Source organism: Phytohabitans kaempferiae, from assembly GCF_042433955.1.
In the GTDB taxonomy this organism is placed as follows: Bacteria; Actinomycetota; Actinomycetes; order Mycobacteriales; family Micromonosporaceae; genus Phytohabitans; species Phytohabitans kaempferiae.
Genome location: NZ_JBHLUH010000004.1, coordinates 193599 through 216474, shown reverse-complemented (window position 1 = coordinate 216474; position 22876 = coordinate 193599). Strand labels below are relative to the sequence as shown.

General features: G+C 71.0%; 20 protein-coding genes, 1 pseudogene and 1 riboswitch. Of the genes and pseudogenes, 17 read left to right on the top strand and 4 right to left on the bottom strand.

All coding sequences use genetic code 11. From position 1 onward, the window contains the following. The first annotated feature begins 11 nt into the window (after positions 1-11). From ACFFIA_RS02095 to ACFFIA_RS02045, 11 genes are all read left to right on the top strand, one after another. The gene (locus ACFFIA_RS02095) at positions 12-1787 is read left to right on the top strand and encodes a copper resistance CopC/CopD family protein (protein ID WP_377244398.1); all 1776 of its coding nucleotides are present in this window, start codon (positions 12-14) and stop codon (positions 1785-1787) included. 97 nt (positions 1788-1884) lie between these two features. Beyond that, positions 1885-1993, top strand: a riboswitch (TPP riboswitch). Beyond that, positions 1987-2610, top strand: coding sequence for a thiamine phosphate synthase (gene thiE / locus ACFFIA_RS02090; protein WP_377244395.1), 624 nt, complete (start codon positions 1987-1989; stop codon positions 2608-2610). It overlaps the preceding riboswitch by 7 nt. Further along, positions 2607-3632, top strand: coding sequence for a glycine oxidase ThiO (gene thiO / locus ACFFIA_RS02085; protein WP_377244393.1), 1026 nt, complete (start codon positions 2607-2609; stop codon positions 3630-3632). The genes thiE and thiO overlap by 4 nt, the downstream gene beginning before the upstream one ends. Continuing rightward, positions 3629-3829: a sulfur carrier protein ThiS gene (gene thiS, locus ACFFIA_RS02080; protein ID WP_377244390.1), complete on the top strand. Its 201-nt coding sequence runs from the start codon at positions 3629-3631 to the stop codon at positions 3827-3829. The genes thiO and thiS overlap by 4 nt, the downstream gene beginning before the upstream one ends. A 1-nt stretch (position 3830) precedes the next feature. Next, positions 3831-4616, top strand: coding sequence for a thiazole synthase (locus tag ACFFIA_RS02075; RefSeq protein ID WP_377244387.1), 786 nt, complete (start codon positions 3831-3833; stop codon positions 4614-4616). Further along, the gene (locus ACFFIA_RS02070; RefSeq protein WP_377244384.1) at positions 4613-5230 is read left to right on the top strand and encodes a thiamine phosphate synthase; all 618 of its coding nucleotides are present in this window, start codon (positions 4613-4615) and stop codon (positions 5228-5230) included. The genes ACFFIA_RS02075 and ACFFIA_RS02070 overlap by 4 nt, the downstream gene beginning before the upstream one ends. Further along, entirely contained in the window at positions 5227-6018 is a 792-nt protein-coding gene (thiD, locus tag ACFFIA_RS02065; RefSeq protein ID WP_377244381.1) for a bifunctional hydroxymethylpyrimidine kinase/phosphomethylpyrimidine kinase, read from the top strand. The genes ACFFIA_RS02070 and thiD overlap by 4 nt, the downstream gene beginning before the upstream one ends. An 8-nt stretch (positions 6019-6026) precedes the next feature. Continuing rightward, positions 6027-7613, top strand: coding sequence for a phosphomethylpyrimidine synthase ThiC (thiC, locus tag ACFFIA_RS02060; protein ID WP_377244378.1), 1587 nt, complete (start codon positions 6027-6029; stop codon positions 7611-7613). A 59-nt stretch (positions 7614-7672) separates the two neighbouring features. Beyond that, positions 7673-8689, top strand: coding sequence for a methyltransferase (locus ACFFIA_RS02055; protein WP_377244375.1), 1017 nt, complete (start codon positions 7673-7675; stop codon positions 8687-8689). A gap of 214 nt (positions 8690-8903) precedes the next feature. Next, the gene (locus tag ACFFIA_RS02050; protein ID WP_377244372.1) at positions 8904-10142 is read left to right on the top strand and encodes a family 1 glycosylhydrolase; all 1239 of its coding nucleotides are present in this window, start codon (positions 8904-8906) and stop codon (positions 10140-10142) included. 10 nt (positions 10143-10152) lie between these two features. Further along, on the top strand, positions 10153-10431 hold the full coding sequence (locus ACFFIA_RS02045) for a PspC domain-containing protein (RefSeq protein WP_377244369.1): 279 nt from the start codon (positions 10153-10155) through the stop codon (positions 10429-10431). A 92-nt stretch (positions 10432-10523) separates the two neighbouring features. Here the strand turns inward: ACFFIA_RS02045 and ACFFIA_RS02040 are convergent, their stop codons facing one another. From ACFFIA_RS02040 to ACFFIA_RS02030, 3 genes are all read right to left on the bottom strand, one after another. Then, positions 10524-12221: a hypothetical protein gene (locus ACFFIA_RS02040; RefSeq protein WP_377244366.1), complete on the bottom strand. Its 1698-nt coding sequence runs from the start codon at positions 12219-12221 to the stop codon at positions 10524-10526. Positions 12222-12313: 92 nt separating this feature from the next. Then, on the bottom strand, positions 12314-13135 hold the full coding sequence (locus ACFFIA_RS02035; protein WP_377244364.1) for an ABC transporter ATP-binding protein: 822 nt from the start codon (positions 13133-13135) through the stop codon (positions 12314-12316). A gap of 162 nt (positions 13136-13297) precedes the next feature. Then, on the bottom strand, positions 13298-14245 hold the full coding sequence (locus tag ACFFIA_RS02030; protein ID WP_377244361.1) for an LLM class F420-dependent oxidoreductase: 948 nt from the start codon (positions 14243-14245) through the stop codon (positions 13298-13300). A 251-nt stretch (positions 14246-14496) separates the two neighbouring features. Between ACFFIA_RS02030 and ACFFIA_RS02025 the strand changes: the two genes are divergently transcribed. After that, positions 14497-15528 carry an ABC transporter substrate-binding protein gene (locus ACFFIA_RS02025; protein ID WP_377244358.1) on the top strand — a complete coding sequence of 344 codons (1032 nt, stop codon included), beginning with the start codon at positions 14497-14499 and terminating at the stop codon, positions 15526-15528. 73 nt (positions 15529-15601) lie between these two features. Then, complete coding sequence (locus tag ACFFIA_RS02020) at positions 15602-16426, top strand: ABC transporter permease (protein WP_377244355.1); 825 nt, start codon at positions 15602-15604, stop codon at positions 16424-16426. Between the two features lie 54 nt (positions 16427-16480). Here the strand turns inward: ACFFIA_RS02020 and ACFFIA_RS02015 are convergent, their stop codons facing one another. Then, positions 16481-17662 carry an ABC transporter substrate-binding protein gene (locus ACFFIA_RS02015; protein WP_377244352.1) on the bottom strand — a complete coding sequence of 394 codons (1182 nt, stop codon included), beginning with the start codon at positions 17660-17662 and terminating at the stop codon, positions 16481-16483. Between the two features lie 471 nt (positions 17663-18133). Here ACFFIA_RS02015 and ACFFIA_RS02010 point away from each other — a divergent pair. From ACFFIA_RS02010 to ACFFIA_RS01995, 4 genes and pseudogenes are all read left to right on the top strand, one after another. Beyond that, positions 18134-21340 (top strand): annotated as a pseudogene (locus ACFFIA_RS02010) (sensor histidine kinase). Further along, a complete protein-coding gene (locus ACFFIA_RS02005; RefSeq protein WP_377244349.1) occupies positions 21340-21747 on the top strand; it encodes a roadblock/LC7 domain-containing protein in 408 nt (135 codons plus the stop codon). The pseudogene ACFFIA_RS02010 and the gene ACFFIA_RS02005 overlap by 1 nt, the downstream one beginning before the upstream one ends. Before the next feature lie 57 nt (positions 21748-21804). Further along, complete coding sequence (locus tag ACFFIA_RS02000; RefSeq protein ID WP_377244346.1) at positions 21805-22173, top strand: DUF742 domain-containing protein; 369 nt, start codon at positions 21805-21807, stop codon at positions 22171-22173. Further along, positions 22154-22780: a GTP-binding protein gene (locus tag ACFFIA_RS01995; protein ID WP_377244343.1), complete on the top strand. Its 627-nt coding sequence runs from the start codon at positions 22154-22156 to the stop codon at positions 22778-22780. The genes ACFFIA_RS02000 and ACFFIA_RS01995 overlap by 20 nt, the downstream gene beginning before the upstream one ends. Positions 22781-22876 lie beyond the last annotated feature (96 nt).

The following is a 22876-nucleotide window of genomic DNA, read 5'->3' as shown; positions in this document are numbered from 1 at the left end:
AACCACTGTGCATGAGACGGTGGCTGGCCGCGCTGTTCGCTGGGCTGTGCCTGGCCATCCTCGTGCCCGCCGCCCCGGCCAGCGCGCACGCGGCACTCGTCTCGACCACGCCCGAGCAGGGTTCGGTGATCGGCTCGTCGCCGACCAAGGTGTCGCTCACGTTCAACGAGCCGGTGCGGGTGATCCCGGGCCGCACGCAGGTGATCGCCCCGGACGGCAAGCGGATCAACACCGGTGATCCGGTAGCCTCCGGCGGCACGCTCACACTGGATGTACGGGTCGCCGACCGGCCGCTCGGCACGTACCTGGTCAGCTACCGCATCATCTCGGCCGACGGGCATCCGCTCTCCGGCGGCTTCATGTTCTCGGTCGGCGCGCCCTCGCAGACCGCTCCGAAGGCGCTGGAGGACGACCCCTCGGTGGCCGTGCTGCTGGCGACCGCCAAGTACGCCGGCTACGTCGGGCTCACGCTCGTCGTCGGGCCGCTGCTCTTCCTCGCGGTCCTGTGGCCCCGCCGCACGCCGACCCGCGGCCCCCTGCGGCTGGTGCGGATCGGGCTCGGTCTGGTGCTGGTGAGCACGCTCGGCACGTTCTGGTTGCAGGCGCCGTACACCTCCGGCGCCGGGCCGTTCGACGTGTCGGTCGGCGAGCTGCGTGACGTGGCGACGAGCGGGTTCGGCCTCTGGCTGGGCGTACGGCTCGCGGTGCTGGCCGCGGTCGTGCTGCTGCTCCGGACGAGCCCGCCACTGCGCGCCCCGCTGACGGTGGTGGCCCGGCCTCCGGTGCGTGCCGCGGTCGCGGTGGGCGCTGGCGTGTCGGGCGGCGCTGGGCTGCCCCCGGACGACCAGCCGCCCGCGACCCCTCGACCACCGGCCGGCGGCACCTCGGCACGAGAAGGCGGCGGCACCTCGGCGCGGCGGTCACCGCTGCCGCTGGTGCTGCTCGGCGCGTTGGGCCTGCTCACCTGGCCGCTCGCCGGGCACGCGGCCGCCTCGCCGGTGCCGCCCGTCTCGGCGGTCGCGGACGCGGTGCACCTGGCGAGCATGGCGGTGTGGCTCGGCGGCCTGGTGGTGCTGGTCGGCTTCGTACTGCGCCAGGGCTGGGCGGACCGCCGCGTGCTCGGTGTCGTACTGCCGGTCTGGTCCCGCTGGGCGGCGGTCGCGATCTGCTGGCTGGTACTCGGCGGCGTGGTGCAGGCGGTCGTCGAGATCGGTGGGCCGGGCGCGCTGCTCGACACGCGGTACGGCCAGCTCATCCTCGTCAAGGTGGCCCTGCTCGGCGCGGTGCTGGCGGTCGCCTTCTTCTCCCGGCGGCTCGTGCTGCGCCGCTCGCCCGACCGGCTGGGCCGGCTGGTCGCGGCGGAGCTGGGGCTGGCGGCCGTGGTGCTCGCGGCCAGCTCGGTGCTCGTGCAGACCACGCCGGGGCGCTCGGCCGACATCGAGGCGCGGGCCGCCGCCGAGGCGGTGGGCTACTCCACGACGCTCAACAGCGACATCTTCTCGGTGCAGTTCGAGATCTTTCCGGTGCAGCTCGGCGAGAACAACACGCTGCACGCGTTCGTCTACACGCCGCAGGGCAAGCCGGTCAGCGTCGCCGAGTGGAAGGTGACCGCCGCGCTCCCGGAGAAGGGCATCCCGCCGATCCCGAACGATGTCGTCTCCATCCGCGACAACCAGGGCATTGGCGCGATCACCTTCCCCTACCCCGGCGAGTGGGAACTCAGCCTCACAATCCGGCTGGACGACCTCAACCAGGCCACGGTACGCACCACAGTCGACGTAGCCTGACCCGCGGTGGGACATCCTCCACACACGGCGGCGTAACCGGCGTCTCATGCGTGCTCCTCTTTACGAGGGCGTTGACGGCGTCGTACTCTCGCCGAAGGAGTGACCCACGGGAGCCCGGTGCACCGGGCTGAGAGGAGGGCATGCAGCCCTCGACCGTCGAACCTGATCCGGGTAATGCCGGCGCAGGGAGGAGTGCTGCATGCGGCCGTTTCCTCGGCTACATCTCATCACCGACACCCGTCCGGGCCGTGACCCGCTGGCAGTCGTCGCCGCCGCGCTCGCCGTCGCCGGCGCGGGGCTCGCGGTGCAGGTGCGCGTGGAGGACGAGGCGACCGACCGCGACGCATACGACCTGGCCACGCGGGTAAGGGCGTTCTGCGCCGAAGCCGGGGCGACCTGCCTGGTCAACGACCGCCTGCACATCGCGCTGGCCGTGGGAGCGGACGGTGGGCACGTGGGCGCGCTCGACCTGCCGGTCGAGGCAGCGCGGCGCGTGCTCGGGCCGCGGGCGATCCTCGGCGCGACCGCGCGCGAGCCGGCGAGCGCGAAGGCGGCCGTCGACGCCGGCGCCACCTACCTGGGCGTCGGGCCGGCGTACGCGACCACGACCAAGGACGGCCTCCCGCCACCGATCGGGATCGAGGGGGTCGCGGCGGTGGCCGGCGCGGCGGGCGTTCCCGTGATCGCGATCGCGGGGGTGACGGCCGAGCGGATACCGGATCTGCGGGCCGCGGGCGCGCACGGCGTGGCCGTGATCGGCGCGCTCTCCGGCGCACCGGATCCGGTCGAGGCCACCAGGAAACTCTGGGACGCCCTCCGATGAACGACGTCACCGTCGTCGGCGCCGGCCCCATCGGGCTGGCGATCGCCTGGCGGTGCGCCGCGCGGGGCATGACGGTGGAGGTGGCCGACGACGGGCTGCCCGGCGCGTGGCACGCGGCCGCCGGCATGCTCGGGCCGGTCTCCGAGTCCTACTTCGGCGAGGGCGCGCTCACCGCCCTCCTCGTCGAGTCGGCGCGGCGGTGGCCGGGCTTCGCCGCCGAGCTGGGCGCGGAGGAGATCGGCTACCGCGCGAGCGGCACGCTCGTCGTCGCGCTGACCGGCGACGATCTGGCCGAGGTCGAGCGGCTGCGCGTGTACCAGGAAAGTCTCGGACTCCCGATCACGCCACAGCGACCGGGCGAGCTGCGCGACCGCGAGCCCCTGCTCTCGCCGCGCGTGCGCGGTGGCGCGTACGCGCCCGACGACCACCAGGTCGACCCGCGCCGGCTCGTGCCCGCACTCCGCGGCGCGGCGACCTCGGCCGGCGCGGCCATCGTCCGCGAGCCGCGCCCCGCGCGGATCACCGTCGTCGCGGCCGGCACCGGCTCGGCCGCCGTCGCCGGGGTTCCGGTCCGTCCGGTCAAGGGCCAGATCCTCCGCCTCCGCGCGCCCGGCCACCAGCCGCCGGGCTTCTCCCACGTCATTCGCGGGTACGCGGACGGCCGTCACGCCTACCTCGTACCGCGGCTCGACGGGGAGGTGGTCGTGGGCGCGACCGTGGAGGAGCGCACTGACGCGCACGTCACCGCCGGCGGTGTGAGCGAGCTGCTGCGCGCCGCCGCCGACCTGGTGCCGGAGATCAACGAGTACGAGCTGGTCGAGGCGATCGCCGGCCACCGCCCCGGTACGCCCGACAACGCGCCGCTGATCGGGGCGGTGGGCGAGGGCGTGATCGTGGCGACCGGCCACTACCGGCACGGCATCGTGCTCACCCCGGTCACCGCCGATCTCGTCGCCGACCTGGTGGAGACGGGAGTGCCGGATCCGATGTTGGGGCCGTTCGCGCCTGGGAGGTTCGCATGAAGGTAGTGGTGAACGGCAGCGCGCACGCCCTGCCCGACGGGGCGACCGTCGCGGACGTGGTCCGGGCGGTGACCACGGTGGCGCGGGGCGTCGCGGTCGCGGTCAACGGCGAGGTGGTGCCGCGGGCCGGCTGGCCGGGCGCGGCGCTGCGCGAGGGCGACCAGGTCGAGGTGCTGACCGCGGCCCAAGGGGGCTGACATGGCATTGAACGGCGGAGTTCCGAAGATCGCGGGCGTGGAGCTGCGCTCAAGGCTGATCATGGGCACCGGTGGAGCGTCCAATTTGGACATCCTTGAGCGGGCGATCAAGGAGAGCGGCACCGAGCTGGTCACCGTGGCCCTCCGCCGGGTCGACACCGCCGCCACGATGAACGGCGGCCTGCTCGACATGCTGGAGCGCTGCGGCGTACGCGTCCTGCCCAACACCGCCGGCTGCTACACCGCGCGGGAGGCGGTCAAGGTCGCCCACCTGGCGCGCGAGGCGTTCGAGACGCCGTGGGTGAAGCTCGAGGTGATCGGCGACGAGCGCACACTGCTGCCGGACGGCGTGGAGCTGCTGCGGGCGGCCGAGGAGCTGGTGGCGGACGGGTTCCAGGTGCTGCCGTACACCACCGACGACCCGGTGCTGGCCCGCCGCCTGGCCGACGCGGGGTGCGCGGGGGTGATGCCGGCCGGCTCGCCGATCGGCTCTGGGCTGGGCCTCTCCAACCCGCACCACATCCAGCTGATCCGCCAGTCGGTCGACCTGCCGGTGATCCTCGACGCGGGCATCGGCACCGCCTCGGACGCCGCGCTCGCCATGGAGCTGGGCTGCGACGCGGTGATGGCGGCCAGCGCGATCACCCGTGCCGCCGATCCGGTGCGGATGGCGGCGGCGATTCGGCACGCGATCGAGGCGGGGCGGCTCGCGGCGCGGGCGGGGCGGATCCCGCGGCGCTTCCACGCGCTCGCGTCCACGCCGGACGAAGGCAGGCCGGACCTGTGAGTCCACACGGGATAGTCGTGCTCACCGACCGGCGGATGGCGCGCCGGCCGCTCGTGGAGACCGTCGCGGCCTCTGTCGAGGGCGGGGCCCGCTGGGTCGTACTCAGGGAGAAGGACATGCCGCCCGATGAGCGTGCGGCGCTGGCGGAGGCCCTGCGCGCGGTGCTCGCGGATGTTGGTGGTCGGCTGATCGTGGCGGGGCCGGACCCGCTCGGCGGGAGCGCGGTGCACCTGGCGGCGGCGGGGCCGTATCCGCCGCCGGAGCTGGCGCTCGTCGGGCGATCGTGCCACGACGAGGGCGAGCTGTCGCGGCTGTCGCGCGAGCACTACGCGATGGTGTCGCCGGTCTTCCCGACGCCGTCGAAGCCCGGATACGGCCCTCCGCTGGGGCTCGACGGCCTCGCGCGGCTGGTGGCCCGCTCGCCCGCGCCGGTGCTCGCGCTCGGCGGGATCACACCGCAGAACGCGGCCGGCTGCCTCTCCGCCGGTGCCGCCGGAGTCGCCGTGATGGGCGCGGTGATGCGGGCGGACGACCCGGCGGCGGTGGTTCGTGACCTGAGCAGTGCGACGCTGTCCGTCAAAACCCCCGCCGGCCGGGGTGGGGTGTGGTCATGACACCTCCGATCGCGCTCACCATCGCCGGCTCCGACTCGGGCGGGGGCGCCGGCATCCAGGCCGACCTCAAGGTCTTCGCGGCGCTGCGCGTGTACGGCACGTCGGTCGTCACCGCCGCCACCGCGCAGAACACGCGCGGCGTGCAGGACGTCTACCCGATGCCGGGCAATGTCGCCAGCGCCCAGCTCAACTCGCTCCTCGACGACCTGCCACCGGCCGCGACCAAGACCGGCATGCTCGCCACCGCCGAGGTGGCCGCGGCCGTGCTCGCCAAGGCCCGCGCGGGGCTGCTGCCCAACCTGGTCGTCGACCCCGTGCTCGCCTCCTCCAGCGGGCGCCGCCTCGGCGTGGTGGGCGCGATCGAGCGGCTGCTGCCGTACGCGCTGGTCGCCACGCCCAACCGGGAGGAGGCGTCGGCCCTGGTCGGCTGGCCGGTCGCCACGCCTACCGACATGGCGGGCGCGGCCGGGCAACTGGCGGCGGGCGGGCCGAAGTTCGTGGTGGTGACCGGCGGCGACATGGTGGCCGGCGACGAGGCCGTCGACGCGGTGTGGACGGAGGCGGGGACCCGCTTCCTGCGATACCCGCGCATCGTCACGTCCAACACCCACGGCACGGGCTGCACGTTCTCGGCGGCGATCGCCGCGCGGCTGGCGCTGGGCGACCAGGTGCTGGACGCGCTCACGTTCGCGAAGCAGTACGTCGCACGGGCACTCGCCGGCGCCCGCGACTGGAAGCTGGGCGGCGGCACGGGGCCGCTCGATCACCTCGATTGGAAGTCGATGTAGGAGGTTCGATGTCAGTGCGTCGCAAGGTGTACGTGGAGGGATCTCGCCCGGACATGCGGGTGCCGTTCGCCGAGGTGGACCTGACCGGTGGTGAGCCGCCGGTCCGGCTGTACGACACGTCCGGCCCCGGTTCGGACCCGGAGGTCGGGCTGCCGCCAATGCGCGGTCCGTGGATCGCCGAGCGCGGTGACGTCGCGCCGGTGCGGGGCGCTGGCACACCGCTGGCCGGCTCCCGCCCGACTCAGTTGGCGTACGCGCGGGCCGGCGTGGTCACGCCCGAGATGGAGTTCGTGGCGATCCGCGAAGACGTCTCGGCCGAGCTGGTGCGCGACGAGATCGCGGCCGGGCGGGCGGTGCTGCCGGCCAACGTCAACCACCCCGAGTCCGAGCCGATGATCATCGGGCGCCGCTTCCTCGTGAAGGTCAACGCGAACATCGGCACCTCCGCGGTCACCTCCTCCATCGCCGAGGAGGTGGAGAAGCTGACCTGGGCCACGCGGTGGGGCGCGGACACCGTGATGGACCTGTCCACGGGCAAGCGGATCCACGAGACGCGCGAGGCGATCATCCGCAACTCGGCCGTGCCGATCGGCACCGTTCCCATCTACCAGGCGCTGGAGAAGGTCGGTGGCGACCCGGTCAAGCTCTCCTGGGAGGTCTTCCGGGAGACCGTCATCGAGCAGTGTGAGCAGGGCGTCGACTACATGACGGTGCACGCGGGCGTGCTCATGCGGTACGTGCCGCTCGCCGTCGACCGGGTCACCGGCATCGTCTCCCGCGGTGGCTCGATCATGGCGGCCTGGTGCCTCGCGCACCACGAGGAGAACTTCCTCTACACCAACTTCGCCGAGCTGTGCGAGATCCTTTCCCGGTACGACGTCACGTTCTCGCTCGGTGACGGACTGCGTCCCGGCTCGATCGCGGACGCCAACGACGAGGCGCAGTTCGCCGAACTGCGCACGCTCGGCGAGCTGACGAAGGTCGCGTGGGAGCACGACGTGCAGGTGATGATCGAGGGCCCCGGCCACGTGCCGATGCACAAGATCAAGGAGAACGTCGACCTCCAGCAGGAGGTGTGCCACGAGGCGCCGTTCTACACGCTCGGGCCGCTGACCACCGACATCGCGCCCGCGTACGACCACATCACCTCGGCGATCGGGGCCGCGATGATCGGCATGTACGGCACCGCGATGCTCTGCTACGTCACGCCCAAGGAGCACCTGGGCCTGCCCGACCGCGACGACGTGAAGGCCGGCGTGATCGCGTACAAGATCGCCGCGCACGCCGCCGATCTGGCCAAGGGGCATCCCCGCGCCCAGGCGTGGGACGACGCGCTCTCCAAGGCGCGCTTCGAGTTTCGCTGGGAGGACCAGTTCAACCTGGCGCTTGACCCGGAGACCGCCCGCGCGTACCACGACGCGACGCTCCCCGCCGCGCCCGCCAAGACGGCCCACTTCTGCTCGATGTGTGGCCCCAAGTTCTGCTCGATGAAAATCACGCAGGAGCTGAAGGCGTACGCGGAGAAGGGGATGAAGGAGAAGTCCGAGGAGTTCGTGGAGGCCGGCGGGAAGGTCTACCTGCCACTGGCGCAGTGATCGAAAAAGTTCACATTGTGGGGGATGACTGCGTTAGTTGAGCTTTGTAGCATGTCCGAATGCTGACGCCAACTCCCCTCATGCGCCTCGTGTCCGGTTTTTGGAGCTTCAAGACGTTCGCTGCTGCCGTCGAGCTTGACCTGTTCACCAGATTGGCCGGCGGCAAGAGCATCACTGTCGAGAAGGCAGCGGCTGAGTTGGGCCTTGCCGACCGTCCCGCCGACCTCCTGTTCGCCGCGTGCGCCTCGCTCGGCCTGCTGGAGCGCGACGGCGACGGTTACCGCAACTCGGCGCTGGCCGAGGAGTTCCTGGTCGCCGGCAAGCCGTACTACTTCGGTGGCCAGGTGCGCTACTGCGACAAGCGCACCTACCTCGCCTGGCACCGGATCGGCGACGCCCTGCGCACCGACCGGCCCCTGACCTGGGACCCGGACACGCACGCGTCGATGTTCGAGACTGAGGACCCGCAGATCCTCGCGCTCTTCTGGGAGGCGATGTACTCGACGTCCATCTTCACCGCCCGCGCGCTGGGCGAGGCGTACGACTTCGGTGCGCACACGCGGCTGCTGGACGTGGGCGGTGGCTCCGGCGCCTACCCGATCGAGCTGTGCCGGCGCTACCCCGGGCTGCGGGCCACGGTCTTCGACCTGCCGCACGTGGTGCCGATCGCCGCCGAGAAGGCCGCCGCGGCCGGACTCGCCGACCGTGTCGACACGGTGGCGGGCAACTTCCTGCACGACGAGACGCTGCCCGTCGGCTACGACGTGGTGCTGCTCAGCATGATCCTGCACGACTGGGACGAGCCGACAAACCGCGAGCTGCTCGCGAAGTGCTACGCCGCCCTCCCCTCGGGCGGTGCGGTGGTGGTGTCCGAGCTGCTGCTCAACGCCGACCGCACCGGGCCGGCGGAGGCCGCTCTGATGGGCATGAACATGCTGGTCGAAACCGAGGGCGGCCGTAATTACTCGGAGACCGAGTACAAGGAGTGGCTGACGGACGCCGGCTTCGTCGACGCGCATGTGGTGCTTTTCGACGCCCCCGGCGCGAACGGCGTGGTGGTGGCCCGCAAGCCGTGATTTGGTGTGGGGCCGCTTCCGTTGGGGAGGCGGCCCCACAGGTTTGTGCTTGCTCTGGCTGCGCGGGACTTGTAGACAGACACCGCCCTCCGCCCGAAAGCTCGCTAGCGCGGTGGCCGTGGACATCGGCTGTCATGGCGAATGACGGCGCCTCGCGTATATCTGCCGGAATCAATGCGTCCGATCTTGGGGCGGTCGAGGGATGATGAGCCGTATGAGGCGCTTCCCTGACAGCTTCCTCTTCGGTGTCGCAACCTCCGGTCACCAAACCGAGGGGGATAACACCAGCAGCGACACCTGGTTCTTGGAAAACGTCCAGCCGACGGTATTCGCCGAACGCTCCGGCCGCGCCTGCAACAGTTGGGAACTGTGGCGGGAAGACCTCGATCTGGTTCAGGCCATGGGGCTGGGCGCCTTCCGGTTCTCGGTGGAGTGGGCCAGGGTCGAGCCGCGGGAGGGCACCTTCTCCAGCGAGGTTTTAGACCACTATGCGGCGATTGTCGATAGCTGCTCCCAGCGGGGCCTCGCTCCGGTGGTAACTGTCAACCACATGACCTGTCCACATTGGTTCGCCAAGCGCGGCGGCTGGCTGGATCCCGCCGCACCGGAGCTGTTCGCCCGGTACTGCGACAAGGTGATGGATCACTTCGGTGACCGGATCACCGCGGCCGTCACGCTCAACGAACCGAACCTGCCGCAGCTACTGTCCTGGGTGGGCCTGTCGGCATCCGTCCGGAAGTTGGAGCGGGCCATGCTGGAGGCGGCCAGCGCCGCCGCGGGCGTGCCCCGCTACCGGGTCAGCAATATCATGCTGCCGGAAGAATTCGACGCCATGCGGGATGGCATGACGGCGGGCCACCTCGCCGCCCGGGCAGCGCTCAAGGCTAGGCGGCCCGACCTGGCCGTGGGCTTGTCCATCGCGATAGTGGACGACCGTGTTGCGGGCGACGACGCGACGCTGCGCGACCGCAAGCGTGCCGAGGTGTACGACCACTGGCTGCGGCTGGCCCGCGAAGACGACTTCATCGGCGTCCAGAACTACGAGAGCGCTGTCTACGACGCCGACGGGCTGTTGCCGCCGCCGCAGGGGGCTACCCTCAACCAGTTGGGCTCGGCGATCGACACCGCGTCGCTTGAGGGCGCCGTGCGGTACGCACACGAGATCAGCGGCGTGCCGGTTTTCGTGACCGAGCACGGCATCGGCATCGAAGACGACGACCTGCGGGCGGCCTTCATCGAACCGTCGCTGGCCGGCCTGCTCGACGTGATTGACGACGGCGTACCGGTGCTCGGCTACTGCCACTGGACCCTGCTGGACAACTTCGAGTGGACCGCCGGCTTCGACACCTTCCACTTCGGACTCCACTCAGTGGACAGAGAGACGTTCTCCCGTACCCCGAAACCGAGCGCGAGCGGGTACGCCGCCATCGCGACCAGCCGGATCCTGAACTGAGCTCGGGCCGGTGAGCTCAGCCAGCCCTTCGCCACCATCCCCAGAGGGGAGGGCGCGTGGCCGGTTCTTCTGTAGGATCAACGATGGTAAATGGTTTGGCGGCATCTGCCTCGGCATCGCGGCGTACGGCGAGTTTGACGTCGACTGGGTCCGAACCGTCGTACTGCTGCTGACTCTGTTCTCCGGAGGGCTACTTGGCGTCGCGTACCTAATCCTGCTGCTCGTGCTCCCCGTCGTCCCGACGGTCACCGAGTACGAACGCCGACGGGACGCGCCGCGATACGAATGAGCCCCGCTGCGCCAAAACTCGGCGACATCTGGTCCGCAATCTGGCGAACAAAGCCTGCAACAGCCGAACCGGCGGCGAGCGCGAGCGTAGGGTCAGCGGGCCGGGTCGCGAGGGTCGGGCTCGCGGCCGGAGAGGCCGCTGACCCAGTCGACGTACTCCTCGTCGCGCGGCTTCAACGGGACCTCGGGGCGGGGCTGGCCGCCGCGCTGGGCGGGGACGTCCAGCTTCTCGGCGGGCTCGACGGGCGGTGGGCTGGAGCGCCGTCGACCGAAGAGGCCACGGCGCTGGCGGGAGGCTTCGTCGGTGGGCTGCTCGGGGCTGGGCGCGTCGGTCTCGCCGGCGGTCTTGCCCCGCTTGCGTGCCTTGCGCCCACTGGGCTCCTCCGCGAGGCCGCTGCCACGCCGGCCTCGGGCGCTTGGCGTGCCCGCACGGCCTCCGCGGTCGTCGCCGGGGCCGTAGATGGGAAGCTCGCCGGTCGAGTAGCCAGCGGCTCGGCGGCCGGCGGAGAAGGCGGTCGCGGCCTCGGCGGCGCCGGGGTCGCGAGCCGTGGACGGGCGTCGCGACGCGCGGACCGGGGGCGGCGCCGCTGGGCGGGCCGGAGGCGGCGGGGACGGTGGGGACGGCGCCGCGAGGTCTGCCGTCGGGCCGTCGAAGATGCCACCACTCGACGCGCCCTCGCCACCCCTGCCCTGTGGCTCGATGGTGGGCAGCGAATCGGTCGTCTCGTCAGCGGCTGCCGGACCCGACGCTGGGGATTTGTCCGGGTCTGCGCTGTGGCGGGGGAGAGGCACGCTCCACTCACCGGTCGGTGGCTCGCGAAAGACCGGCTCGATGCCGGGCTCGTCCGGACGCGCGCCCGCCGGCTCCGCCGTGGTGGCGGCGGAGGAGGAGGCGGATGCTGCGGCGGGGGACGAGGCGGGCTCGTCGCCGCTCGCGGGGCTCGGGGCCGGGCGGCGCACGACCGTGGCGAGGACCGAGCCGAGCGTGCCGGCGCCGACCGCGACCAGCGCGCCCCAGTACGGCGCGGCCTGGAACTTGTCGGTGCTGCTCCCCGGGCCGGCCACCAGGTAGGCCAGGCAGAGCATCGCCGGGCCGATGAGGCCGGACGCCGCGATCGTCACGTGGGGGCGGCCCAGCCAGCGGCCGATGCCCGCCGTGGCGGCGCCCAGCGCGAGCGCGAGCAGCGGCATCGTCACCACCCCGGAGCTCTGCGCGGCGCCGGCGCTCAGTGAGGCCAGGTCGAGCACGCCGAGGCGGATCTCGGGCAGCGGGTCGCCAGGGCTGAGTGACGGGATGACCGAGATCAGGGCGAGCAGCCAGGCGGCGGCGGTGACGGCCACGACGTTCCACAACAGAGGCTGGTAGCTGAGTGCCGCCAGCGCCACGAACACGCCGGCCACCGCGCCCAGCGCGGCCGAGAGTCCGATCACGAGAACGGGATCGGTGGCGCGCACCAGGGCGAAGCGTGCGGGCTGCATGCAGAGTGGCACCAGCACGGCCGCGCCGAGACCGGCGAAGAGCGAGTATGCGATGCGGGAGCCGGTGCCGCCCTCGTAACCGTGGCGCCGGGCCATCCGGTCGGCCGCGATCGCACCGGCCACAGCGGCCACCATGGCGAACCAGGTGACCCAGGCCATCTGCGCGGTCCACTGGTTTTCCTGGTCGACCGCGAAGGTGCGGCTCAGCCGGACGATGCCGAGGCCGAAGGCCACACCGAGCTGGCTGGCAGCCGCCAGCATGGCGACGCCGAGCGCGGCGAGGAGCACGCGGCTCCACGTACGGATGGCCATGTCAGGCACGTTACGGGTCGCCGACCCGGCCCGCTACCCGAGCGGTGGTGGCTTGACGCACTTCCCAGGACCCGCTGAAACTCCCTTAAGAATCAGACCTTCTCGTGGGCGCGGCGCTGCTGGGGCGGCGCCTGATGGGCCTCCGGCGCCCCAGGTGGGCCGTCCGGCGCGAGCAGCAGCTCGTGCAGCTCGGCGCTGCACCGCGCGACCTCGTCCAGGTAGGCGTTGTGCCCCAGCGAGCGTGGCCGCGGGATGTTGACGTCGACGATCTGCCGCAGACGCCCGGGGCGCGGGCTGAGCACGATGACCCGGTCGGCGAGGAGCACGGCCTCCTCGATCGAGTGCGTGACGAAGACGGTGGTGGCGCCCAGATCCATGTGCACGCGCTGGAGTTCGGTCGACAGCTCCTCGCGGGTGAGCGCGTCCAATGCGGAGAACGGCTCGTCCATCAGCATGACCTTGGGCCGCTGGATGAGCGCCCGGCAGAGCGCGACGCGCTGCTGCATGCCGCCGGAGAGCTCGTGCGGCTGCTTCTTGTGGAAGTCGGCGAGCCCCACCATGTCGAGCAGCTCCTCGGCCCGCTTGCGGTGGTCGGCCCGCTTCCAGCCGAACATCTCGACCGGCAGCAGCACGTTGTCGAGCACCGAGCGCCACGGCAGCAGGGCCGGCCGCTGGAACATCATCGCGATGTCCTTGCGGGGCTTGGTGACCCGTGTGTCGCCGACCGAGACCTCGCCGGCGCTGGGCGCGATGAGGCCCGCGATCAGCCGGAGCAAAGTGGACTTACCGCAGCCGGAACGGCCGATGACGGCCACGAACTCACCCTCGGCGACGGTCAGATTGATGTTTCGCAACGCCTCCACGGCGCCCGAGCGCGCCTGGAAAATCTGGGAAACTCCGGCCAGTCGAATCATCGTGTGCTCCCTACCCGGGGCGGTCCGCCGGTGCAAGGCTAACGGGAAGGACGCGCGTGGCCCACGGCGCCATGGTCATTTCGCACTGGGTGATCGGCCGGCGACTGCACGCGAAACGGTCGTCGCGCCCCAGCGCACGGGCAGCGACGGCCGTCGAGGTGTTCACAAGCCGACGACCTGCGGGAGCACCTCGGACGCCACCAGCTCCACGTGGTCGACGTCGGAAATCTCGATGAACCGCAGGTGGACCCGGGTCACCCCGATCTCCGCGAACTCGCCGATCCGCTCGACGAGCTGGGCCGGCGAGCCGACCACCGGGTCTTCCGGCGGGAGGGCGCTCGGCACGTGCAGGGGCGCCGCGCGCCGCTGCGCCTCGGCGTCGGTGCGGCCGACCGCGACGACGATGCCCGCCGAGAGTACGAGCGGGGACTTGCCGGACTCGGCCCGACCGAGCTTTTCGGCGACGGCCTGCACCCGCTCGAACGCGCCCTTGGACTCGGCCACCGTCTTGAAGGGCATGTTGAACTCGTCGGCGTAGCGCGCGGCGATCTCCGGGGTGCGCTTGGGACCGCGGCCACCGATGATGATCGGCGGGCCCGGCACCTGCACCGGCCGGGGCAGCGGCGGCGCGTCGACGAGCTGGTAGTGCTCGCCCTTGAAGCTGAACGTCTCCTCGACCGGCGTGCCCCACAGCCCGGAGATGACCGCCAACTGCTCGGCGAGGATGTCGAAGCGCTCGCCGGTGGGCGGGAACGGGATGCCGTATGACACGTGCTCGCGCTGGTACCACCCCGTGCCCAGGCCCAGCTCGACGCGGCCGCCGCTCATCTGGTCGACCTGCGCCACCGCGATGGCCAGCGGCGCGGGCTGCCGGAACGTCACCGACGACACCAGCGTGCCGAGCCGGATGCGGGAGGTCTCGCGGGCCAGGCCGGCCAGCGTGATCCAGGCGTCGGTGGGGCCGGGCGGCACCGCCTCGGGGCCCATCGCCTGGTAGTGATCGGCGCGCAAATAGCCCTCGAACCCCGCGTCTTCGGCGAGGCGGGCGAGCCGGAGCTGATCGTCGTACGTGGCCCCGCGATGTGGTTCTGTAAACACGCAGACCCGCACGGTAACCGCCTGCTCATGCTATGGATCGGGCCAGCCGATCGGACGAGGGTGATTGGACGCGGTCAGGTTAGCGGGATCCGGTTACGCCGCGATACCCCGGCCGGGATCGGTTCGTAACCCGATACGCCTTGCGTCGCAAACCAGCCTTTCGCCTACGCTGTGGCGCGACATTCATGAACGGCATCGCGGCCACCCCTCGGCCGTGGCGCCGTGGCACTCCAACATCCCCTCCAGTTGGAAGGAACCTGTTCATGAGAAGGGTTACCCGCACGTTCGCGGTAGCCGCCCTGGCCACGGCTCTGGCCGTCGTGACCGGTTGCAGCTCTGACGAACCGGAAGAGACCGGCAACAACGCGGGCTCTGGTGAACTGGTAAAGGTGACGTACCTCACGTCATTCGGCGCCTTCGGTCGTGACGCGTACGCCCACGTCGCACTCGAAAAGGGCTTCTTCCGCGAAGCCGGTTTTGACGTGACTATCCAGAAAGGTCAGGGTACGGGCGGAAATATCAAACTGGTCGTCACCGGCCAAGCTGACTACACGCCGATCGACCTGACCGGTGGCCTGCTCAGCTTCGGCCAGCCGGACGCCAGCAAGGACTTCACCGTGGTCGCCGCGATCCAGCAGCGCACGATGGCCGCCATCGCCTCGACGGCGGACAAGGGCATCAAGACGCCGAAGGACCTGGAGGGTAAGAAGCTCGCCGACACCCCCGGCTCCGTCGTCCGCAACCTCTTCCCGACGTACGCGAAGCTCGCGAACATCGACTACAACAAGGTGGATTGGCAGGACGGCCAGGCGGCGGAGCTGATCGGCACGCTGGCCTCTGGCAAGGTCGACGGCATCGGGCAGTTCGTGGTCGGCCGGCCGACGATCGCCGCGGTGACCAAGAAGGAGCCGACCTTCCTGCCGTACAGCGACTACCTCACCGACCTGTACGGCAACGTGCTGGCGACTTCGACGAAGAACGCGAAGGAGAAGCCGGAGGAGGTCAAGCGGTTCACCGGGGCGCTGCTCAAGGGCCTGGAGTACTCGCTGGCCAACCCCCAGGAGGCCGCGACCATCCTCAAGAAGTACGAGCCGGCGACCGTCGAGGCGGCCGCGAAGGCCGAGATCGAGCTGATGGCCTCGTTCGTCCGCTCCGCGGGCAGCGGCGAGAAGGTCGGCACCATCGACACGCAGCGCGTGGCCCGGAGCATCGCGATCCTCCAGGGCGCCGGGCAGATCCCGGCCGGCATCACGCCGGAGCAGATCATCTCCGTCGACCTGCTGCCGAAGGTCTGATTCGCTGACGACGGCGACGGGTGTGGCGGCCGGGCCGGTCGCCACACCCGCACAGTCGCGTAAGGAGCGTGAATTGAGCCAGACGTCCGTCGTCGCGCCGCCCGCGGCGGTCCGCCCCCGGTCCCAGGCGCGGGTGCCCGCCTTCCTCTATCCCGTCGGGGGCCTCGTCGTCACGATCTTCGTGTGGTGGCTGGCGACCAGCGTGTTGGGCCTGGCCCACCCGGTCGTGCTGCCACCGCCGCAGGACGTGGTGCGCGGCTTCAACGACAACCGCGACTACGTGCTCGACGGCACGCTGGTGACGTCCCTGGAGACGCTCTTCGGGTTTGTCGTCTCCGCGGCCATCGGGTTCCTCATCGGGCTCATGCTGGCCAGCTCGTCGCTTCTGGAGCGGATGTTCTCGCCGCTGCTGGTGGCGGTGAACGCCGTGCCGAAGATCGCGTTCGGGCCGATGCTCGTCGCCTGGCTCGGCTTTGGCCAGCCGCCGATCCAGTTCATGATTTTCGTGATGTGCTTCTTCCCGGTCGTGCTCTCGACCGTGACCGGCCTGACCCGCACGCCAGCCGAGCTGGCCGAGATGGCCCGCTCGCTCGACGCCTCGCGGACAAAGATGTTTCTCAAGGTGCGGCTGCCCGCCGCGCTGCCACAGGTCTTCGTCGGCCTCAAGCTGGCGCTGCCGCTGGCCTCCGTGGGCGCCATCATCGGTGAGTTCTCAGCGGGCGACTCCGAGCGGCCCGGGCTCGGCTCGATCATCCAGCAGACGCTGGGCCAGGGGCAGTCGGCGACGGCGTTCGCGGCGTTCGTGCTGATCGCGTCGACGACCATCGTCTTCTACTACCTGCTGATCGGCCTGGAGCGGCTGCTGCTGCCGTGGGTGCGCGCCACGACCGACCGCTGACCTGACGGATCGGGGGTACGGCGCCAGCCTCCTGGCGCCGTACCCCTTCTGCTTTTAGCTGGCCAGGTGCCAACGGCCGCTGCGGGCCACGAGCACGGTGAGTGCCTGCGGCATCAGGCCGGAATGGTTGTCCGGCGTGATCCGGATCGGGCCGGACAGCCCGTCGAACTGCGACGTCTCCACGATTGACCGGATGCTGTCGCGGCTGACCGTGGGGCTCTGCTGGAGCGCGTTGGTAACCATCTGGACCGCGTCGGCGGCGAACGACGAGAAGCCGTAGTAGCTGCCGTATTGCGCGGTGTAGTCGCGGAACCACTGCTTGCGGGCCGCCGTCGCCGGTGTGGTGGCGATGACGCCGTCGATCACCATGGTCTGCGTGAACACCATCGTGGCGCCGTTGATGGCCGGCTGTCCGGAAAGGAAGAGGTCGCCCGCGGCCGCGGCGTCGAAGTAGAGTCCGCCCCGGAACTTGGCCTGCTTGGCGTTGGCCGCCGCGAGCGCCGCCTGCTCGGCGAACGTCCACACCACGATCGCGTCGGGCTCGGTCTCCAGCAGCGTCTCCATCGCCTGGCTCACGTCGGTGTCGGTGGGTCGCACCGGGACCTTGCCAGAGATCTCGATGTCCTGGGCTGCGCCGGCCGCGCCTTCGATCGCGTCCTCAAGGGCATCGCGCCCCTCCCGGCCGTACGCGTCGTCCGCGAAGAGCACGCCGACGCGGGTCCGCTTGTCGGCGGTGAGTTCGGCGGTGAGCGCGGCGGCGTTGTCGACCGCGTTGGGCCCGACCTTGAAGACCCACTGCCGCTCGTTGACCGGGGACGCCACATTGCCGGCCGGGGCGAGCGCGATGGTGGGGATGCGCCGGCCCTCGACGGTGTCGACCGCCTTGACCACACACTCCGCGCAGGTGCCCATGATGATGGCCGCCACGTCCGGGTTGTTGGCGAACTCGCCCACGTTGGTGAGGGAGCGGCTCGTGTCGGTGCCGTTGTCCTTGATGTCCAGCTTGAGCGTCCGGTCGCCGAGCACGCCGGAGTCGTTGACCTGGCTTATCTTCAGCTCGAGCGCGCGGCGGTATGCCTGCCCGATCGCCGCCGTGGGTCCGGAGAGCTCCAGGTCCGCGCCGATGATGATCTCTTCGACGCTGCCCGTTTCCTCGCCCGACTGGCACGCGGACCCCGACAGAACCAGCGCGGCTGCGGTGAGCGCAGACAGCGTCACGGAGCGTATGGGCCTCAAATTGGTCCTCCATGTGGACGGCCCAGCAGAGCTGGTGTTTTAAGGGCTGGCGACCGCTGTCCGTCCCCTGTGGAGCGACGCGGACGGGCCTGCCGTACGGTGTGAGCGCGCAGTCAATCGAACCTCGGAAACCATGCCAACGGCGCGGCTCGGGGTCAAGCCGGAGGGTACCTGTTTCCACGGGATGCCCATCCCACATAGTGGGTTGCCAAGAAGTTTGTACTCGTTAACTTTATTGACATCAATGTCGTACAGGCTGATGTTTGCGCAGGTCACGGCCACATTCTGAGGAAGGAGTGGAGTGGGCGGAGTTGTTATTGGGGATGGTGCGACCGTTTCCTGCCTGGCTGAGGCTTCCCAAGTGGGTGCCGTTTCTGGTGAAATCGCGGCCGTGCCGCGTGCGGCGCTGACCGATGCACCCAGGCGTCGATCCAGCGAGTCACACGTGGAGACGACGACGGAGGCGATGTCGTGAGCACGGGACCTACGACCCTGCCCGAAAAAGGTGCGCAGGCCCGCCGTGCTGCGCGCCGTTGGTTTCCCCGGCTGCGTGACGCGCGCATCAGGTCCAAACTCGCGCTGATCCTGGTGGTGCCGGTCGCTGCGGTGGTCGCGCTGGCCACGGTCCGGCTCGTCGACGTCGGGCGCGGCGCGCTCGACGCCAGCCTCATCCGAGACCTGACCGCCCTCTCCACCGACGTCTCGGCGCTGACGCAGGATCTGCACAAGGAGCGGATGGCCGCCACGGCGTACCTGGCGAACGGCGGCGAAGCCAAGAACGCGTTCAACGCGGCGGTGAGCCGCACCGACGAGCGGATCGGGGCCTACCGCAACGAGCGGCGGGAGATCGGCGACGTGCCCGCCTCGGTCGAGGCGCGGCTGGTGCGGATCGACAGCCACCTCGACGCGCTCAACGGCACCCGCCAGGACATGCTCGCCCGCCAGCAGCGCCCCGCGGCCGAGGCGGTGGTCCGATACGGCAACATCCTGACCGACCTCGTGGCCTACGGCGACGTGATCGGACAGCTGGCCGGCGAGGGCGACCTCGCCGACGAGCTGCGCGCGGTCGCCGCCTTCGCCCGGGCCAAGGCCGCGAAGGCCGAGGAGGAGGCGGTCGTCTACGCCGCACTGGTCGGCCGTGACCGGCTGGGCCAGGAGCAGCTCAACTCCTTCCTCAGCACGCTCACCAGCCAGGAGTCCGCTCAGCAGGCGTTCGAGCAGGTCGCGAGCAGTGAGCAGCAGGCGGTCGCGGACGCCATCGTCACCGGTGACGCGGTCAACCTGGCGCAGGCCACCGAGGCCCTCGTGTCCCGCACGGTCGGTGCGATCCCCAGTGAGGGTCAGGCGGGGGACGCGCAGTTCGCGATCGGCGCGGTCGTCGACCTCATGCGCTACGCCGAGGTCGAGCTCGAGGCGCGGGTACTCGCCAACGCCGACGACATCCGCGGGGCCGTGTTCCGCCAGGCGGTGTTCGAGGCGATCCTCGTGCTCATCACGCTCTTCATCGCCATCGCGCTCGCCGTGGTGCTCGCCCGCTCGCTCAACCGCTCGCTGCGCCGCCTCCGGGAGGGCGCGCTCGCGGTGGCCAACCGCGACCTGCCCGATGCGGTCGCCCAGCTGCGTGACGTACGCAGCATCGGTGAGGGCGGCCCCGACGAGATCGTGCGGCAGGTGCGCGACGCGATCCGGCTACCCAACCGCGACGAGGTCGGGCAGGTGGCCCAGGCCTTCAACGTCGTACACCGCGAGGCGGTCCGGATCGCGGCCGAGCAGGCCGCGCTGCGGACGAGCGTCTCCGCGATGTTCCTCAACCTGGCCCGCCGAAGCCAGGCGCTGGTCGACCGGATGATCGGCGAGCTCGACATGATCGAGCGCGGTGAGGAAGACCCCAAGCGGCTGGCGCAGCTCTTCCAGCTCGACCACCTCGCCACCCGAATGCGCCGCAACGACGAAAACCTGCTGGTGCTCGCCGGCGCCGACTCCACCGCCCCGCGCCGCGACGACGCGCTGCTGGTCGACGCGCTCCGCGCCGCGCAGTCCGAGGTGGAGCTCTACAACCGCATCGAGTTCGGCACCGTCGACACCGACATCTCCATCGCGGCCCACGCGGTCAACGACGTCGTACGGCTCATCGCCGAGCTGCTCGACAACGCGACCCGCTTCTCGCCGCCCAACACAGTGGTGGTGGCTGACGCCCGGCGCATCCGCGACTACGTGCTGGTCCAGATCGAAGACCGCGGTCTGGGGCTGACCGAAGACCAGCTCGAGGCGCTCAACCACCGGCTCAGCCAGCCGCCGACGGTCGACGTGGCCGCGTTCCGGCTGATGGGTCTGGCGGTCGTCGGCCGCCTCGCCTCCCGGTACGGCATCCGCGTCGAGCTTCGCCCCAACGTCGAGGGCGGCACCGTGGCGCAGGTGACGTTGCCGAGCGGCATCGTGGTGCTGCCCAAGCCGCGTACCCGCGAGCAGGTGCTCACCCGCCCGCGTTCGCCACTCGCGGTGGAGACCAGCTCGGCCGCCGCGGCGCCGGTGTCCGGTGGATGGTCGTCGCAGCCGGCGGCGCCGGTCACGCGCAGTTCGGCCGCCACGATCTCCGACCCGTGGCAGAGCGAAGTGCCGACGACGTCCTGGGACACCTCGGCCGTCCCGGTCAACGCGACGGCGGCCACCAGCGCGTTCCCGACCATCGGGCAGTCGGCCGGCGCCACGCTGGGCCAGTCGGCGGCGCAGGCCGGGCTGGGGACGCCCACCGTGGCGTACCCGACCGTGCAGACGCCGTCCGCGCTGCCACAGCGGGCGGGCGCCGCGATCCCGGCGACCGCCCACCCCATGACGCCCGCCGTACTGCCCCCCTCCGGCCTGCCGGCTGGTCCGGTGGCCGGTTCGCCCGGTGTGGTGCCCCGCCCCGACGACGGTGGCGAGGTGCCGATCTACCGGGAGATGGAGGCGGTCTGGTTCCGCTCGCACGGCCAGGCGTCGACACAGATCTTCTCGGCGGTGAGCCCCAGCGGCGCCCCGGTCACCTCGACCGGCAGCTACACGTCGTCGAGCGCGTCGCCCGCCGCGTCCGGCCTCTCCAGCGGTTCCTCCAGCTTCTCCGGGTCCTCCGGCATGTCGTCCGGGTCTTCGGGCCTCTCCGGTGGCTCCACGGGCCTCTCCGGGGGGTCCTCGGGACTTTCTGGCGGGTCTTCGGGCCTGGGCAACGGTGGGCTGGGCAACGGTGGGCTGGGCGGTGGTTCCGGCCTCGGCGGGTCGCTGCCGAGCCGCACCCCCACCCCGCCGCCGACCCCGGCCGAGGCGCCGCCGCCGGCCGCGTACGCCCCGCCGGTCGTGCCACCGGCCGCGCGGAGTGCCGCCGACGCCGGTGCGGGCGCGGTGCCACGCCCCCGGAGCGCGGCCGAGGAGAGCTGGCGCACCGCCGCCGACGAGGGCTGGCAGCGCGCCGAGCGGGCCGCCCAGCCCGCCAGCGGAGGTACGACGCGCTCGGGTCTGCCCAAGCGCGTACCCCAGGCTCAGCTCGTGCCCGGTGGCGTCGAAAACTCGACCAGCCGCGAGCGCACAAGGCGTACGCCCGACGAGGTCCGCGGCCTGCTGTCCGCGTACCACCGGGGTGTGCAGCGGGGCCGGTCGGCCGGCATCCAGGAAAACGGGAGTACCTCTACCAAGGAGACCAGTTGATGACGAGGCCAGCCGCGATGCAGGACATGAGTTGGCTGCTCAGCAACTTCGCCGACAGCGTGGCCGGCATCGCCCACGTCGTCGCGGTGTCAGCCGACGGCCTGCTCCTCGCGTCGTCGCGTGATCTGCCGGGCGACCGGGCCGACCAACTGGCCGCGATCACATCCGGGGTCGTGAGCCTCACGGATGGCGCGTCGCGGATGTTCAGCGCCGGTGGAGTGCTCCAGACGGTCATCGAGATGGACAGCGGCTACCTCTTCCTCATGTCGATCAGCGACGGCTCCTCGATGGCCGTCCTGGCCGCCCGCAGCTGTGACGTGGGTCAGGTGGGGTACGAGATGGCACTGCTCGTCGAGCGGGTCGGTGCGGCCCTGTCGCCGGCGACCCGAGAGGCCGTCACCCGCTAGTCCTAAGTAGATAATGACGGTGACGCCGCGACGACTACGGAAGGAGGTGACCGCGTCATGGTTGACCAACCGCGAGAAGACCCGAGAGGTGCGCTGGTCCGGCCGTACGCGGTCACCCGCGGGCGCACCGAACCACGCCGCGACATCGCGCTCGAGGCGGTGCTCGTGGCGGACTCGGCCGCCGTGCAGGAGTCTCGGTTCGCCGGCCACGACAAGCACCGCATCGCCACCGTCTGCGAAAACCGTGCGCAGTCGTTGGCGGAGATCGCGGCCTACACCCGGCTCCCGTTAGGCGTCGCCCGGGTGCTCGTCGCCGACATGGTGGCGGAAGGCTTGCTGACGCTGCACAGTGCCGCTCCGGTCGAAGCCTATGAGGAGCGGATGGAACTGCTTGAGAGGGTGCTGAGTGGACTTCGCAGGCTATAACGCCGCAGCAGCGCGCCGTAACCGCGGGATCACATCCGCCAAGATTGTGATCGCGGGAGGCTTCGGCGTCGGTAAGACGACGCTCGTGGGCGCCGTCTCCGAGATCACCCCGCTGACAACCGAGGCGGTCATGACCGCGGCCGGTGTGGGCATCGACGATCCGTCGAAGGTGCCGGGCAAGGAGACCACGACGGTCGCGATGGACTTCGGCCGTATCACCATGGCCGAAGACCTCATCCTGTACCTCTTCGGTACGCCCGGCCAGACCCGGTTCTGGTTCATGTGGGACGAGATCATCCGGGGCGCGGTCGGTGCCGCCGTGCTGGTCGACACCCGCCGGATCGCCGACGCGTTCGCCCCGCTCGACTACTTCGAAAACCGTCACCTGCCGTACGTGGTGGCGCTCAACGTCTTCGACGGCTCCCAGCAGTACGACGTGGAGGAGGTGCGCGAGGCGCTCGCCATCGCGCCCCACGTGCCACTGGTGCTGTGCGACGCGCGCCACCGCGACTCGGTGAAGCACGTCCTGGTCAACGTCGTCGAGCACGCCATGATGACCCTCCGCGCCGAGCGCGGTGGTGGTCGTCGCCCCACGCCCGTCGGCTGACCGCCTGACCGATGCCGGTCACCCACGCCGCGTGCCACCCACGCCGCGTGCCACCTCCGGCGCGCGGCGTTTGCCGTGTGGGTTGGGCTGCCATGG

Bases quoted from the DNA above. Each gene is read 5' to 3' on its own strand.
- ACFFIA_RS02055 (WP_377244375.1), top strand. From the start codon at position 7,673: ATGCTGACGCCAACTCCCCTCATGCGCCTCGTGTCCGGTTTTTGGAGC.
- ACFFIA_RS02040 (WP_377244366.1), bottom strand. From the start codon at position 12,221: ATGGCCATCCGTACGTGGAGCCGCGTGCTCCTCGCCGCGCTCGGCGTC.
- ACFFIA_RS02005 (WP_377244349.1), top strand. From the start codon at position 21,340: ATGACGAGGCCAGCCGCGATGCAGGACATGAGTTGGCTGCTCAGCAAC.
- thiD (WP_377244381.1), top strand. From the start codon at position 5,227: ATGACACCTCCGATCGCGCTCACCATCGCCGGCTCCGACTCGGGCGGG.
- thiO (WP_377244393.1), top strand. From the start codon at position 2,607: ATGAACGACGTCACCGTCGTCGGCGCCGGCCCCATCGGGCTGGCGATC.
- ACFFIA_RS02075 (WP_377244387.1), top strand. From the start codon at position 3,831: ATGGCATTGAACGGCGGAGTTCCGAAGATCGCGGGCGTGGAGCTGCGC.
- thiS (WP_377244390.1), top strand. From the start codon at position 3,629: ATGAAGGTAGTGGTGAACGGCAGCGCGCACGCCCTGCCCGACGGGGCG.
- ACFFIA_RS02050 (WP_377244372.1), top strand. From the start codon at position 8,904: ATGAGGCGCTTCCCTGACAGCTTCCTCTTCGGTGTCGCAACCTCCGGT.
- ACFFIA_RS02025 (WP_377244358.1), top strand. From the start codon at position 14,497: ATGAGAAGGGTTACCCGCACGTTCGCGGTAGCCGCCCTGGCCACGGCT.
- ACFFIA_RS02000 (WP_377244346.1), top strand. From the start codon at position 21,805: ATGGTTGACCAACCGCGAGAAGACCCGAGAGGTGCGCTGGTCCGGCCG.
- ACFFIA_RS02035 (WP_377244364.1), bottom strand. From the start codon at position 13,135: ATGATTCGACTGGCCGGAGTTTCCCAGATTTTCCAGGCGCGCTCGGGC.
- thiE (WP_377244395.1), top strand. From the start codon at position 1,987: ATGCGGCCGTTTCCTCGGCTACATCTCATCACCGACACCCGTCCGGGC.
- ACFFIA_RS02095 (WP_377244398.1), top strand. From the start codon at position 12: ATGAGACGGTGGCTGGCCGCGCTGTTCGCTGGGCTGTGCCTGGCCATC.
- thiC (WP_377244378.1), top strand. From the start codon at position 6,027: ATGTCAGTGCGTCGCAAGGTGTACGTGGAGGGATCTCGCCCGGACATG.